The sequence below is a fragment of the Pseudomonas sp. HN8-3 genome (assembly GCF_020790195.1).
Classification (GTDB): domain Bacteria; phylum Pseudomonadota; class Gammaproteobacteria; order Pseudomonadales; family Pseudomonadaceae; genus Aquipseudomonas; species Aquipseudomonas synxantha_A.
Window position 1 is genome coordinate 1,903,279 of the sequence record NZ_CP086206.1, and the last position, 14,092, is coordinate 1,917,370.

Here is a 14,092-nt window from a genome sequence, read left to right on the forward strand (position 1 = left end):
AGTGGATCTTGGTATGCCTGTGGCTACTCAGTAATCGTCGCCACGCTCAGTGACATCCCGCTCCATTGGCCCCGAATCCGGGTCGTAGCCCACCGGGAACTTGCCCTTCAACGTCCATGCAAACGCAATGATCTCGGCAATCGTGCGATAGAGCTCTTCTGGAATACTGTCCCCCAGTTCCATACGCGCCAGCAGCTTCACCAGCTCGGCATTTTCATAGATCGGTACTTCATTCTCCCGTGCCAGCTTGAGAATCGCTTCGGCCAGGGCGTCATCGCCCTTGGCGGTCAGGGTGGGGGCTTGTTGGCCGTCGTACTTGAGGGCGATGGACTGGCGGGGTGGGGCGGCGTTCTTCATGCGGTTTCATCCACCCAGCGTTGTTCCAATCCGGTTTTTGCACCGCGTGGCGGGGTGCCCAGGTGGCAATCCAGGTCGCCGACGTTAAGTCCGGATGACACCAGGCGCTCGCGCAGGCTGCCCAGGTGACTTTCGATCAGGCTGGCGGTGAAAGGGCGACTGGCCCACAACTGGCTGGACAGTTTGCCTTGGGACAACTGCGCCTGAACTTGCAGCGGCCCCAGCGGCTCCATGTCGAAGGCCAGTTCGACGCGCCAAAGCATCTGCTTCGGATCTTTTTTATCCTTGCGCTCGGGCTGATCCTTGTCAGGCGCAGGCTCCTCGCGCTGAAACTTGACCTGCAACGGCACGATGTCTTGCAGGGTGCGCATGGGGATTTCCAACTGCCACGTGGTTTGCAGGCGGCCATCGGCGGTGGTGCCGGTCTGTTCCAGGCTCGACAGTTGGTGGCTCTGCAAGCGCGAGATCGCCCCGGCGGCCAGGCGCAGCAGGTTTTCCAGGTCGCCTTCACCTTCCAGTTTCGCGATCAGCCGCTCCGGCAACGGGAAACCGGCAGGTATCTGCCGAGCGCCGACCTGGCCGAGAGTGTTCAACGGGCTGCGCACAAAGTGCGGCAGCACCTGGGCCAGGGTATTGGCAGCGAGGATCGCATTCAGGTTGGTGTTGGCGGGCAGGGCGGGCAGCAGGTCCGCGACCAGGCGCAACAGCGCGCCTTTCATATCCAGCGGTGGGATTTGTGGGTTCTGCCCAGCGAGCAATTTGGCTTCCAGGAAGGCGCCGCTGTTTTGCACCACTTGTGCCAGTACCTTGGGATTGCTGACTTGCGCCAGATCGGGCAAGGCTGCCAGTAAACGCTCGGCAGCGGCCCGCAGCTCGGCCGAGGTGTTGTCGCCACGGGGCAGGTTCTGCAGGGCAGTGAACACCGCATCCAGCGAGCCTTGGCGACTTTGCTGGGTCGCCAGTTGCTGCGTCACGGCCAGTTGGTCTTTCAGCCCGCTCAGCGGCACAAAATTCAGGGTTTGCGCGTTCTGCACCACGGCACTGAGCAAGCTGCCGACCCGCAAGGGTTGAGGGCTTTCCAGCGTCAGCGTGGTACCGGCCAGGGCATTATTGAGCACACTCACCAGCGAGCGATAGATCGCCGCTTGCGCTGAGCCTTGAGGCAGCACCTGAGTGGTCAGCACCTTGGCTTGCAGCAGTGTGCCCACCGGCATTTGTGTGGTGTCGAGGCGGGTGAGGGCGGTCACGTTGGCGCTCATGGCTTGCTGCAAGGTAATGGCCAGGTTGCCCGCAGGCGTTTGGCTCACTGCCACATTGCTGCCCAGGGGCAAGGGCTGGGCGCTGCTGGCTTGAACCAGGGTCTGGCGACCACCTTCAAGGGTCAGCTTGAGCAACAGCTGAAAGGCTTCACTGCCTTGTTTCAGCGCGATGACTTCAGCGTTTACGGTTTTTCCGGCGCCAATCAACCCGGCCTGTGGCTCCAGGAGCTTGAGCAACTCGCCAGCCGCAGGCAGCGGGGCAGCCTTGGGTGCTGAGGCTGGAGGCAGTGGAGGAAGATTGATCTCACCGGTCATCGTGCGCATCGTCTCTGGGGAAATTGCCCTCTTTAGAGTAGGGCATCGCATGTATAATGCCGCCCGTCTGCAAAGAGAGCGGTAAAAACCTCACAACTATTTGATCCAGCTCTCTAAAATCGGTCGCCAAAGTCGTTATTGTGCATCTCTCTATAACGGCCGCTGCACCGCCGACTTGAACCGTAAAGGCCCGCGATCTCTTGACCAGCCCTCTTCTTGAAGCCGTAGCGCTTGCCTGTGAACGCGACCTGCGCCTGTTGTTCGAGCAACTCGACCTGCGTCTGGCGGCTGGCGACATGGTGCAAATCAGCGGCCCCAATGGCAGCGGCAAGACCAGTCTGCTGCGTCTGCTGGCCGGTTTGATGCAGCCCACGGCGGGTGTTGTTCGGCTCAACGGTAAGCCCCTGCACGAACAACGTACCGAGCTGGCGCGCAACCTGGTCTGGATCGGCCACGCCGCCGGTATCAAGGACGTGCTCAGCGCCGAAGAAAACCTCAGCTGGCTCAGCGCCCTGCATCACCCTGCTACCCGCGATGGCATCTGGCAGGCCCTGGCCGCCGTTGGCCTCAAGGGCTTTGAAGATGTGCCCTGTCACACGCTGTCAGCCGGCCAGCAGCGCCGCGTGGCCCTGGCGCGTTTGTACCTGTCCGGCCCGCCGCTGTGGATTCTCGACGAACCCTTCACCGCTCTCGACAAACAGGGCGTAGCCCAGCTCGAAGAGCACCTGGCCCGGCATTGCGAGCAGGGCGGCCTGGTGGTGCTCACCACCCACCATAGCCTGGCGCGCAAGCCGGGTGGTTACCGGGAGCTGGATCTTGGACGGTGGTCGGCATGAGTGTGTTTGCCCTGTTGGTGGCCCGTGAAGCGCGGCTGTTGTGCCGTCGCCCGGCTGAACTGGCCAACCCGCTGGTGTTCTTTGCGATTGTGATCGCGCTGTTCCCGCTGGCGGTCGGCCCGGAGACTAAACTGTTGCAAACCTTGTCCCCGGGACTGGTGTGGGTCGCGGCGCTTTTATCGGTCCTGCTCTCGTTGGACGGGCTGTTTCGCAGTGATTTCGAAGACGGATCCCTGGAGCAGTGGGTCCTTTCGTCGCACCCCCTGCCACTTCTGGTACTGGCCAAGGTACTGGCACACTGGGCTTTTTCCGGCCTGGCGCTAGTCTTGCTCTCGCCGCTGCTGGCGATGATGCTGGGCTTGCCCGTCGAATGCCTGCCCGTGTTGCTGGTGTCCTTGTTGCTCGGTACGCCGGTGCTCAGCCTGTTGGGGGCGGTGGGCTCCGCCTTGACTGTGGGCCTGAAAAGGGGTGGCCTGCTGCTGGCCCTGTTGATTCTGCCTTTGTATATCCCGGTGTTGATCCTGGGCAGCGGCGCTTTGCAAGCCGCGCTCATGGGGATGCCGGCGACCGGTTACCTCTTGTGGCTTGGTAGCCTGACCGCCCTGGCGGTAACCCTGACACCCTTTGCTATAGCCGCCGGCCTGAAAATCAGCGTCGGTGAATAATGAGGTCTGACTCGGCGTTAATGACGTTGAGTCAGTAAAGACCCTAAGCTTTTCGCCACGACGAAAAGCACCCGTGATGGAAAATGCAATGAACTGGACCTGGTTTCACAAGCTCGGCTCGCCCAAATGGTTTTATGGCATCAGTGGCAAGCTGCTGCCGTGGTTGAGCGTCGCCGCCGTATTGCTGATCGGCACCGGCCTGGTCTGGGGCCTGGCCTTCGCGCCGCCGGACTACCAGCAAGGCAACAGCTTTCGCATCATCTATATCCACGTCCCTGCTGCGATGCTGGCCCAGTCCTGCTACGTGATGCTGGCGGTTTGCGGCATCGTCGGCCTGGTGTGGAAGATGAAACTGGCCGATGTGGCCCTGCAATGCGCTGCACCTATAGGTGCGTGGATGACCGCCGTGGCGCTGGTCACCGGCGCGATCTGGGGCAAGCCGACCTGGGGTTCCTGGTGGGTGTGGGATGCACGCCTGACCTCGATGCTGATCCTGCTGTTCCTGTACTTCGGCCTGATTGCCCTGGGCAACGCCATCAGCAATCGCGATAGTGCCGCCAAGGCCTGCGCGGTGCTGGCGATTGTCGGTGTGATCAACATCCCGATCATCAAATACTCTGTAGAGTGGTGGAACACCCTGCACCAGGGCGCCACCTTCACCCTCACCGAAAAACCGGCGATGCCCGTGCAAATGTGGGCGCCACTGCTGCTGATGGTGCTGGGGTTCTACTGCTTCTTCGGCGCCGTGCTGTTGCTGCGCATGCGCCTTGAAGTGCTCAAGCGTGAAGCCCGCACCAGTTGGGTCAAAGCCCAAGTGCAAACCAGCCTGGGAGCGCGGGGATGAACTTTGCTTCTTTCAGTGATTTTCTCGCCATGGGCCACCACGGCCTGTATGTCTGGAGCGCCTACGGCATCTGCCTGGCAGTGCTGGCCCTCAACGTTGCCGCGCCGATCCTGGCCCGCAAGCGTTACCTGCAACAAGAGGCGCGACGTCTGCGCCGGGAGACCGAAAAGTGAATCCGCTGCGTAGAAAGCGTCTGTTGATCATCCTTGCCATCCTGGTCGGCGTCGGCATTGCCGTGGGCCTGGCCTTGAGCGCCCTGCAGCAGAACATCAACCTGTTCTACACCCCCACCCAGATCGCCAACGGCGAAGCCCCGCTGGACACGCGCATCCGCGCCGGCGGCATGGTGGAGCAGGGCTCGTTGAAGCGTTCCGGCGATTCTCTGGACGTGACCTTCGTGGTCACCGATTTCAACAAGGCCGTGACCATCACTTACCGCGGCATCCTCCCGGACCTGTTCCGCGAAGGCCAGGGCATCGTCGCTCTGGGCAAACTCAACGCCGATGGTGTGGTAGTGGCGGACGAAGTGCTGGCCAAGCACGATGAAAAGTACATGCCGCCCGAGGTCACAAAGGCCCTGAAAGACAGTGGCCAGTCCGCGCCCGCGACCCCAGCCAAGGAGGGCTAAGTGATGACGTCCGCATTGTTTATTCCTGAACTGGGCCAACTGGCGATGATCCTCGCCCTGTGCTTTGCCGTGGTCCAGGCCGTGGTGCCGTTGCTCGGTGCCTGGCGCGGCGATCGTTTGTGGATGAGCCTGGCGCAGCCGGCCGCCTGGGGTCAGTTTGCTTTCCTGCTGTTCGCCTTCGGTTGCCTGACCTATGCCTTCATGACCGACGACTTTTCCGTCGCCTATGTCGCGAACAACTCCAACAGCGCCTTGCCCTGGTACTACAAGTTCAGCGCCGTGTGGGGCGCCCACGAAGGTTCGTTGCTGCTGTGGGCGCTGATCCTCGGCGGCTGGACCTTTGCCGTGTCGGTATTCTCGCGCCAACTGCCGCAAGTGATGCTGGCGCGAGTCCTGGCGGTGATGGGCATGATCAGCATCGGCTTCCTGCTGTTTCTGATCATGACCTCCAATCCATTCAGCCGCATCCTGCCGCAGATCCCCGCAGACGGGCATGACCTCAACCCGCTGTTGCAGGACATCGGCCTGATCGTGCACCCGCCGATGCTCTACATGGGTTACGTGGGCTTCTCCGTAGCTTTTGCGTTTGCCATCGCGGCCTTGCTTGGCGGGCGGTTGGATGCGGCGTGGGCGCGCTGGTCGCGTCCCTGGACCATCGTCGCTTGGGCCTTCCTCGGTATCGGTATCACCTTGGGCTCCTGGTGGGCCTACTACGAACTCGGCTGGGGCGGCTGGTGGTTCTGGGACCCGGTGGAAAACGCGTCCTTCATGCCCTGGTTGGTGGGCACGGCGCTGATTCACTCCCTGGCAGTGACCGAAAAGCGTGGCGTATTCAAAAGCTGGACGGTATTGCTCGCCATCGCCGCGTTTTCCCTCAGCCTGCTCGGCACTTTCCTTGTGCGTTCGGGGGTGCTGACGTCAGTGCATGCGTTTGCCTCCGACCCCGAACGCGGCGTGTTCATCCTGATCTTCCTGCTGTTTGTGGTGGGCGGTTCCCTGACCCTGTTCGCCCTGCGCGCGCCGGTGGTCAAGAGCCAGGTCGGTTTCAACCTGTGGTCGCGCGAAACCCTGTTGCTGGGCAATAACCTGGTACTGGTGGTAGCCGCGTCAATGATCCTGCTCGGCACCCTCTACCCGCTGGTGCTGGATGCCTTGAGCGGCGCCAAGCTGTCCGTGGGCCCGCCGTACTTCAATGCGTTGTTCATCCCGTTGATGGGCCTGTTGATGGTAGTGATGGCGGTCGGTGTGCTGGTGCGCTGGAAAGACACCCCGGTGAAATGGCTGGCAGGCATGTTGATGCCGGTGCTGTTGGGCAGCGTGGCCCTGGCAGTGATCGCCGGGTTCGCCTACGGCGACTTCAATTGGGCGGTACTCGCCACGTTCCTGCTGGCAGCCTGGGTGTTGCTGGCCGGCGTGCGGGACATCTTCGACAAGACGCGCCACAAAGGCCTGATCAAAGGCTTGCCCACCCTGACCCGCAGTTACTGGGGCATGCAGATCGCTCACATTGGCATCGCCGTGTGCGCTTTGGGCGTAGTGCTCTCCAGCCAGAACAGCGCCGAGCGCGACCTGCGCCTGGCGCCGGGTGAGTCCATGGACCTGGCCGGTTACCAGTTCATCTTCGAAGGTGCCAGGCACTTCGAAGGGCCGAACTTCACCTCGGATAAAGGCACAGTGCGCGTAGTGCGCAATGGCAAGGAAATCGCCGTATTGCACCCTGAAAAGCGCCTGTACACAGTGCAAAGTTCAATGATGACCGAAGCCGGTATCGACGCCGGTTTCACCCGTGACCTGTATGTGGCGCTGGGTGAACCCTTGGGCGACGGCGCCTGGGCTGTGCGGGTGCATGTCAAACCCTTCGTGCGCTGGATCTGGTTCGGCGGGTTGCTCACAGGCTTTGGGGGTTTGCTCGCCGCGCTGGATCGGCGTTATCGGGTCAAGGTCAGCAGCCGTGTGCGTGAAGCATTGGGCCTTTCAGGAGCGGCAGTATGAAACGTTGGTTGATGGTGGTGCCGCTGGCGTTGTTTCTGCTGATGGCAGTGTTCCTGTATCGCGGGCTGTACCTGGACCCGGCCGAGTTACCCTCGGCGATGATCGGCAAGCCGTTTCCGGCGTTCAGCCTGCCGACGGTGCAGGGTGACAAGACCCTGACCCAGGCAGACTTGCAGGGCAAGCCGGCGCTGGTCAACGTGTGGGCCACCTGGTGCATCTCCTGCCGCGTCGAACACCCGGTGCTGAACAAACTGGCCGAGAAGGGCGTGGTGATCTACGGCATCAACTACAAGGACGACAATGCGGCGGCCTTGAAATGGCTGGCCGAGTTTCATAACCCTTACCAGCTCGATATCCGTGATGAAGACGGCAACCTGGGTTTGAACCTGGGCGTCTATGGCGCGCCGGAAACCTTCTTCATCGACGCCAAGGGCGTGATCCGTGACAAGTTCGTCGGCGTGATCGACGAGGTAGTCTGGCGTGAGCAACTGGCCGCCAAGTACCAGGTCTTGGTCGATGAGGCCAAGCCATGAAGCGTTGGTTGACCGCTGCTGTTTTAGCCCTGGGCCTGGCCGGTGTGGCCCATGCCGCCATCGACACCTATGAATTTGCCAATGACGCCGAGCGTGAGCGTTTCCGCGACCTGACCAAGGAACTGCGCTGCCCCAAGTGCCAGAACCAGGACATCGCCGACTCCAACGCGCCCATCGCCGCTGACCTGCGCAAAGAAATCTTCCGCATGTTGGGGGAGGGCAAGGATAACCAGCAGATCATCGACTTTATGGTCGACCGCTACGGTGATTTCGTGCGCTACAAACCGGCCCTTACCGGCAAAACCGCGCTGCTCTGGTTCGGCCCCGCCGGGCTGCTGCTGGCCGGCGTTGTGGTCATGGCCGTGATCGTACGCCGTCGCCGCGCCGCGCCGACTGATGGCTCCGATGCGCTGTCCCCTGAAGAGCGTAAACGCCTCGACCAATTGCTGGACACCAAGACTGATGATTGATTTCTGGCTCGCAGCCGGCTTGCTGCTTCTGATTGCCCTGAGTTTCCTGTTGATTCCTGTACTGCGTGACCGTCGCGCCCAGCGTGAAGAGGATCGTACCGCGCTGAACGTGGCGCTGTATCAGGAACGCGTCGCCGAGCTGCAAGTGCAGCAGGACGAAGGTGTATTGAACGCCGTGCAACTGGATACGGGCCGCGCCGAGGCGGCTCGCGAGTTGCTGGCCGATACCGAGGGCGTGGAAAAGCCCCGTGAATCGCGCCTGGGCAAACCGCTGCCGTTTTTGGCGGCGTTTCTGGTGCCGGTGCTTGGCGTTGCGCTGTACCTGCATTATGGGGCGAGCGACAAGGTCGAACTGACCCGTGAATTCTCACAGCCTCCGGTGTCCATGGCCGACATGACTCAGCGCCTGGAGCGTGCCGCGGCAGCCCAGCCGGATTCGGCCGAGGGCCTGTATTTCCTGGGGCGCGCCTACATGGCTCAGGACCGTTCCGCCGATGCCGCCAAAGTCTTTGAACGCACCGTAGCCTTGGCCGGGCGCCAGCCGGAATTGCTTGGCCAGTGGGCCCAGGCACAATATTTTGCCGACAATAAACAGTGGTCGCCCAAGGTGCAGGCGCTGACCGACGAGGCGTTAAAGCTCGATCCCAAGGAAGTCACCAGCCTTGGCCTGTTGGGGATCGCGGCTTTTGAAGGCCAGCGTTATCAGGAAGCGATCGATTACTGGAACCGTCTGCTGGCGCAACTGCCACCGCAGGACAACTCCCGTGTAGCACTGCAAGGCGGTATTGACCGGGCTGGCGAGAAGCTTAAAGAGAGCGGCGGTACGGTCGCGCGCAATGCGGTAATGACCGTGCGTGTAGACCTGTCCGCCGAAGCGAAAGCCAAAGCCTTGCCGACCGACACTGTGTTCATCTTCGCCCGTGCAGTCAGCGGCCCACCGGCACCCTTGGCGGCCAAGCGCGTCACCGTTGCCGAACTGCCCATCACCGTCGAACTGGGCGATGCCGACGCGATGATGCCGCAGTTGAAACTGTCCAACTTCCCCGAAGTCCAACTGGTTGCGCGCATATCCCGGGCCGGCCAACCGACCACTGGCGAATGGATCGGCCGCAGCCAACCGCTGGCCAGCAGCACCACTGCGCTGCAGCAATTGACTATCGACACTCCGGACAAGTCATTCTGAGGAAACGCCCATGACCGCATTTGCACGCATCACCCTGCTCAGCCTGGTACTCGGCCTGAGCGCCTGTGCGGTCCACCGCCCACCTGCGGCACCCACCGGCCCGACCATCCCGCCATCGGGCCCGTCGACTCAGCCGAGTACCAAGCCTTCCGGCCCGGTGACCCCGCCGCCAAAGCCACTGCCAAGCAAGTCACCCACCTTTGCTCCACCACCGGGGGCTGCCAGCCACTGGGACGGCAAGATGCAGGTGTACGTGCTCGACGACCAGCCCGACACCTTCTACCGCCAGCGTACCTACTACCGCTGGAGCAACGGCTGGAGCCGTTCCATCAGCCCCAACGGGCCCTGGGAAGAAACCAATGTGCAAGGCGTGCCGCCGGGGTTGAGCAAGCAGTACGCGCAATGACCTGTGGCGAGGGAGCAAGCTCCCTCGCCACAGTTGCCAGTTCTGTCTTAACTGACTTGCAGCAGGGCTTGCCCCCTCCCACAGGTGCGCGGCAGCGCGCACTCGGGTAATGTGGCCGCCGCCGGCCTGGCTGGCGAAAAATTGCTGGATATACTTTCCAGTGGCCGCTACCTGGCGCAGGTCGGTTGCTGCGAAGCGTTGCCGGGGGCGCAACAAGCCTGGAGACAAGCCAAGAGGGTGTTTTGATGACGGGCAGGTTGATCTATCTCATCGGGCCATCGGGTTCGGGCAAGGACAGCCTGCTGGATGCCGCACGCCTGCGCTTGCAGGCGCGTGGTTGTCGCATGGTGCGCCGGGTGATCACACGCTCGGCGGAGGCAGTCGGCGAAGCGGCGCAAGGGGTGAGCCCGCAGGAGTTTGCGCGGATGGACGCCGAGGGCGCGTTTGCCTTGAGCTGGCAGGCCAATGGCTTGTCGTATGGCATCCCCAGGGAAATCGACGAGTGGCTGGCCGCAGGGGACGATGTGCTGGTCAATGGCTCTCGCGCCCACCTGGCGCAGACCCGTGAGCGTTACCCGACATTGTTGGTGTTGCTGCTGACGGTCGATCAAGCCGTATTGCGCCAACGTTTGATCGCACGCGGGCGTGAGTCATTGGCGGACATCGAAGAGCGATTGGCGCGCAACGCGCGATTTACCGCTGAGCTGATTGCCGGAAACGGCGCGGGTTTGTTTGTGTTGGATAATTCCGGGCCCTTGGTGCATACCGTCGAACGCTTGCTGTGCTGCCTGGATCAGGCGCACTCGGTAGCTGCGGGCAATCAAGGTGTGTAGGCATTGATCATGTTTCAGATCAGATAAAAGCCTTCACCTCAAGCGTGTTTTCTTCGGTATGTTTGAGTGGGTTTCTTGATGTTGTTAAGTAAAACTCTTGATTGAATTAAGTTGATTTGTTGAAAACTGTTTCTTCTGTGGCTTAACGCCTTTGTGGCGATTGGTATGTAGGGGTGTGTCGATCCGATTAATACTTGTACGGACTTTTTGCTGTTGTGTTTAATAAATGCTTTCGCAAAAAAATAACGGTAGTTAAGGTGTTTTTGATATGGGATTTTTATCGGGCTGGCCACGGATAAGTCAGTGTCGGTAATTCATATATGGACGGTTAATTCTTCACTGTTCAGAGTATCAATACACCATGCAAATCCCTGTTAGGCATTCTGCCCGTACGCGCGCTCCGGCGATGTCGCAGTCCCGGTTATCAGCCGCTGAGAACGCAGTTGTTCTCTGGGCAAACAATAAAAAAACCTTCACCACGGATCAGGCAGCGAAACATATTACGCGCAGTGGATCCAAGTTTCATGATCTCAATAAAGATGGCAAGGTTGTCGTCGGCTTTAATTTTGCTGGCGGTTTCAATGCCGCGCAGAAAGAGCGAGCCAGACAAGCCCTGCAATACTGGGCGGATGTCGCCAATATCGAATTTGTCGAAAACGGCTCGAACACCGATGGCACCATCAGTATCAAGGGCACGTCGGGTTCGTCGGGCTGGGCAAGGCTGCCTAACAGGCATTACTCCAGAGTCCAGGCCAACATCGGCACCAGCGGTGCGCATAACCCGACCATGGGCAGCCACTTCCTGGGTTTGTTGATCCATGAACTGGGGCACACCCTCGGGTTGAGTCATCCGGGTGGATACGATGGTGGTGGCTTCAATTACGAGCGCTCTGCCGAATATGCCCAGGACACCAAGGCACGCAGTGTCATGAGTTATTGGGCGGAGACTTATCAGCCTGGGCATAATTTTGCCAGGCACAGCCCGGTAGCGCCGATGATGGATGATATCGCCGCGGCCCAGCGGCTTTACGGGGCGAATAGCAAAACCCGCAATACCGATACCACCTACGGCTTCAACTCCAACTCCGCTCGGGAGTTCTATAGCCTCAAGCGCGGGAGTGACAAACCGATTTTCACCGTTTGGGACGGCGGTGGTAACGACACGCTCGACTTCTCCGGGTTCACCCAGAACCAAACCATCAGCCTCAAGGCCGAAACGTTCTCGGATGTAGGTGGCTTGCGGGGGAATGTGTCGATTGCCAAGGGCGTGAGCGTGGAGAATGCCATTGGTGGTTCCGGCGACGATACATTGATAGGCAACGAAGCTGGCAATCGTCTTACGGGTGGCCGGGGTGCGGATAAGCTTCACGGTGGTGCTGGGGCGGACACGTTCGTTTATCACCGTGTCGTCGATTCAACGCCGCAGAACCCGGACATCATCCAGGACTTCCAAAGCGGGATCGACAAGATTGACCTGACCGGAGTGCTTCAGACTGCGCAGCTCAAGTCGCTGAATTTCTCCGACCGATTCAAAGGCCGGGCGGGGGATGCGGTGCTCGGGCATGACTCGGCGACGGGGCGTTTCACCCTGGCGGTGGATACGACTGGCACTGGCACAGCGGATCTGTTGGTGACCAGCCAAGGCCAGATCAAACAGACGGATGTGGTGTGGAGCGGGCAGGCCCCAACGGTGATTCCTTTCCCCACCCCTGAAACCATTGTCGCGCCTGTTCCAGAACCTCTCCCGATGCCCATTCCAGAACCGACTCCGACTCCAGACACAGACCATCCGCACGAACCGGGTCCCAGGCCAGGGGGGAGCTTTATCCAGAACGTTTTTTCATCGTTCACGGGTTTTATAAGCAGGCTGTTTTCGATTTTTTCGTGAGTTTTCAACATTCGGTAAAACAGCCGCCAGTCCGGGCGATGCTTTTTGCGCTTGAATAATGGTAACTCTAGGGTTGCTTTTATTCAGGCCAAGCCACGGAGGCAGCGGTGCAGAGCAGGCTATTGATCAAGGAGTTGCAGGAAGCGCGCCGGGTTGTTTCAGTTTTAAGGAGAGCATTCATGCAATACCCAATCTGTATCGAATGGGGCGATGATTTCACCGCCACCGGTATCCAGATCCCTGATATCCCAGGCGCGGTCACTGCCGGGGACAGTTTCGAAGAAGCCTACAATGCCGCCGTGGAAGTGGCGCATATCCTTTTGCAGGAAATCGCCGCAGAGGGTGGGGTGATTCCGATGCCAACCTCGGTCGCCACTCATCACGCTCATGAAGACTATCTGGGCATGGGCTGGGGCATGTTGGAACTGGACATCTCGCCTTATCTTGGCAAGACCGAGAAGGTCAATGTGACCTTGCCCGGCTATGTCATTCAGCGCATTGACCGTTATGTGCGCGAGCACAAGGTCAAAAGCCGGTCCTCCTTTCTGGCGGACGCGGCGCTGGAGAAGTTGGTGCGCTCTTAGGCGGTTGCCACCTTCACCTGGCGCGATGCAGAAAGGAAACGCAACAACGCCACCAGTGGGAAAGCGCTGCCCACCAGCATCACGCTCAGCCAGCCGCCGTGTTCATACACGCTGCTGGCAATTGCCGAACCGAACGCACCGCCGATGAAGATGCTGGTCATGTACAGCGCGTTCAGGCGGCTGCGGCTGTGGGCATCGAGGGCGTATACAGCGCGCTGGCCGAGGACCATGTTCATCTGCACGCAGAAGTCCAGAACCACGCCGGTCACTGCCAGGCCGATCACGCTGTACACCGGATGCACGAACGCGGGCAGGAAACTCAACGCGCCAAACAGCATTGCCAGCAGCGAGGCGCGGTGGGTGTGGCCGGCATCGGCCAGGCGACCGGCGATGGGCGCGGCGATGGCGCCCAGGGCACCCACCAGGGCGAACAGCGCGATTTCACTTTGGCTCAGGCCATGGTTGCGCGCCAGCTCCAGTGGAGCAGCGGTCCAGAACAGGCTGAAGGTGGCAAACATGCACGCCTGGTAAAACGCACGCTGGCGCAATACCGGCTGCTTACGCAGCAAGGTGCCCAGGGAGCGCAGCAATTGGGCGTAGCTGGCGCTGTGATCGGGTTGACGCTTTGGAATGGTCAGCATCAGCACCACGCTGATAAACGCCATCAAGGCGGCGGCGGCCATAAACATCGCACGCCAGCCGAAGTGGTCGGCCACCACGCTGGACACCGGCCGCGCCAGCAGAATGCCCAGCAGCAAGCCGCCCATGATGCTGCCGACCACACGACCACGGGACTCGGCAGGGGCCAGGTGCGCGGCGAGCGGGATGAGGATCTGCACCGATACCGAACTGAAACCGATCAGTAGCGACACCAGCAAGAACAGGTTGGGCTGTTCGGTGAACGCTGCGCCCAACAGGCTCGCGATAGCCACCACGGTGGTGAAGATCATCAGCCTGCGGTTTTCCAGCAAATCACCCAACGGCACCAGGAAGAACAGGCCCAAGGCATAACCGATTTGCGTCAGCGACACGATCAGGCTGGCCATCGCCGGCGTCAGGCCGATGTCCGGGGCAATCAGTTCGATGATTGGCTGCGCGTAGTAGATGTTGGCGACGATGGCGCCGCAGCAAAACGCGAACAGCATGACCATGCTCCGGGTCATGGTGCCTGTGGCGTGAGAGGTAGCGTTCATGGCGTGCTCGTAAGGCGAAGGACGATGGGGTGAGAGAGTAAAGGCAAGGGCCGGCAGTGAGTAGGCCGCTTGGCGTGATAACTGTCATGCCGCGAAATAATGACTC

Annotated in this window: 16 protein-coding genes; 13 read left to right on the forward strand and 3 right to left on the reverse strand. The window is 60.6% G+C overall.

Translation table 11 applies throughout. The features are described from left to right. Positions 1-27 precede the first annotated feature (27 nt). Complete coding sequence (locus tag LJX92_RS08660) at positions 28-357, reverse strand: EscU/YscU/HrcU family type III secretion system export apparatus switch protein (protein WP_228309584.1); 330 nt, start codon at positions 355-357, stop codon at positions 28-30. Further along, on the reverse strand, positions 354-1,931 hold the full coding sequence (locus LJX92_RS08665; protein ID WP_228309585.1) for a flagellar hook-length control protein FliK: 1,578 nt from the start codon (positions 1,929-1,931) through the stop codon (positions 354-356). Before LJX92_RS08665 ends, LJX92_RS08660 begins: the two co-directional genes overlap by 4 nt. A 200-nt stretch (positions 1,932-2,131) precedes the next feature. On the opposite strand from LJX92_RS08665, the gene ccmA reads away from it, so the two are divergent. The 13 genes from ccmA (at position 2,132) to LJX92_RS08735 (ending at position 12,793) form a co-directional block, all read left to right on the forward strand. Next, entirely contained in the window at positions 2,132-2,767 is a 636-nt protein-coding gene (gene ccmA, locus LJX92_RS08670) for a cytochrome c biogenesis heme-transporting ATPase CcmA (RefSeq protein WP_228309586.1), read from the forward strand. Beyond that, complete coding sequence (gene ccmB / locus LJX92_RS08675; RefSeq protein WP_005786500.1) at positions 2,764-3,432, forward strand: heme exporter protein CcmB; 669 nt, start codon at positions 2,764-2,766, stop codon at positions 3,430-3,432. The genes ccmA and ccmB overlap by 4 nt, the downstream gene beginning before the upstream one ends. 88 nt (positions 3,433-3,520) lie before the next feature. Further along, positions 3,521-4,276 (forward strand): heme ABC transporter permease, encoded by a 756-nt coding sequence (locus LJX92_RS08680; RefSeq protein WP_228309587.1) that lies wholly within the window; start codon positions 3,521-3,523, stop codon positions 4,274-4,276. Beyond that, positions 4,273-4,449: a heme exporter protein CcmD gene (gene ccmD, locus LJX92_RS08685; protein ID WP_078820712.1), complete on the forward strand. Its 177-nt coding sequence runs from the start codon at positions 4,273-4,275 to the stop codon at positions 4,447-4,449. The genes LJX92_RS08680 and ccmD overlap by 4 nt, the downstream gene beginning before the upstream one ends. After that, positions 4,446-4,904, forward strand: a complete 459-nt coding sequence (ccmE, locus tag LJX92_RS08690; protein WP_005786506.1) for a cytochrome c maturation protein CcmE — start codon at positions 4,446-4,448, stop codon at positions 4,902-4,904. The genes ccmD and ccmE overlap by 4 nt, the downstream gene beginning before the upstream one ends. A gap of 3 nt (positions 4,905-4,907) precedes the next feature. After that, on the forward strand, positions 4,908-6,896 hold the full coding sequence (locus LJX92_RS08695; RefSeq protein WP_032877111.1) for a heme lyase CcmF/NrfE family subunit: 1,989 nt from the start codon (positions 4,908-4,910) through the stop codon (positions 6,894-6,896). After that, positions 6,893-7,429 (forward strand): DsbE family thiol:disulfide interchange protein, encoded by a 537-nt coding sequence (locus LJX92_RS08700; protein WP_228309588.1) that lies wholly within the window; start codon positions 6,893-6,895, stop codon positions 7,427-7,429. The genes LJX92_RS08695 and LJX92_RS08700 overlap by 4 nt, the downstream gene beginning before the upstream one ends. Then, entirely contained in the window at positions 7,426-7,899 is a 474-nt protein-coding gene (locus LJX92_RS08705; RefSeq protein WP_005786512.1) for a cytochrome c-type biogenesis protein, read from the forward strand. The genes LJX92_RS08700 and LJX92_RS08705 overlap by 4 nt, the downstream gene beginning before the upstream one ends. Beyond that, positions 7,892-9,082, forward strand: coding sequence for a c-type cytochrome biogenesis protein CcmI (gene ccmI, locus LJX92_RS08710; protein ID WP_228309589.1), 1,191 nt, complete (start codon positions 7,892-7,894; stop codon positions 9,080-9,082). The genes LJX92_RS08705 and ccmI overlap by 8 nt, the downstream gene beginning before the upstream one ends. A 10-nt stretch (positions 9,083-9,092) precedes the next feature. Then, on the forward strand, positions 9,093-9,488 hold the full coding sequence (locus LJX92_RS08715) for a hypothetical protein (protein WP_005786516.1): 396 nt from the start codon (positions 9,093-9,095) through the stop codon (positions 9,486-9,488). 245 nt (positions 9,489-9,733) lie between these two features. Then, positions 9,734-10,321 (forward strand): phosphonate metabolism protein/1,5-bisphosphokinase (PRPP-forming) PhnN, encoded by a 588-nt coding sequence (gene phnN / locus LJX92_RS08725; RefSeq protein ID WP_032877108.1) that lies wholly within the window; start codon positions 9,734-9,736, stop codon positions 10,319-10,321. A 361-nt stretch (positions 10,322-10,682) separates the two neighbouring features. After that, positions 10,683-12,209: a M10 family metallopeptidase C-terminal domain-containing protein gene (locus LJX92_RS08730; protein WP_228309590.1), complete on the forward strand. Its 1,527-nt coding sequence runs from the start codon at positions 10,683-10,685 to the stop codon at positions 12,207-12,209. A 179-nt stretch (positions 12,210-12,388) separates the two neighbouring features. Continuing rightward, the gene (locus tag LJX92_RS08735; protein ID WP_032877106.1) at positions 12,389-12,793 is read left to right on the forward strand and encodes a type II toxin-antitoxin system HicB family antitoxin; all 405 of its coding nucleotides are present in this window, start codon (positions 12,389-12,391) and stop codon (positions 12,791-12,793) included. Here the strand turns inward: LJX92_RS08735 and LJX92_RS08740 are convergent. After that, positions 12,790-13,986 (reverse strand): MFS transporter, encoded by a 1,197-nt coding sequence (locus LJX92_RS08740; protein WP_081883284.1) that lies wholly within the window; start codon positions 13,984-13,986, stop codon positions 12,790-12,792. The two genes, LJX92_RS08735 and LJX92_RS08740, sit on opposite strands and share 4 nt — an antisense overlap. Positions 13,987-14,092: the final 106 nt, after the last annotated feature.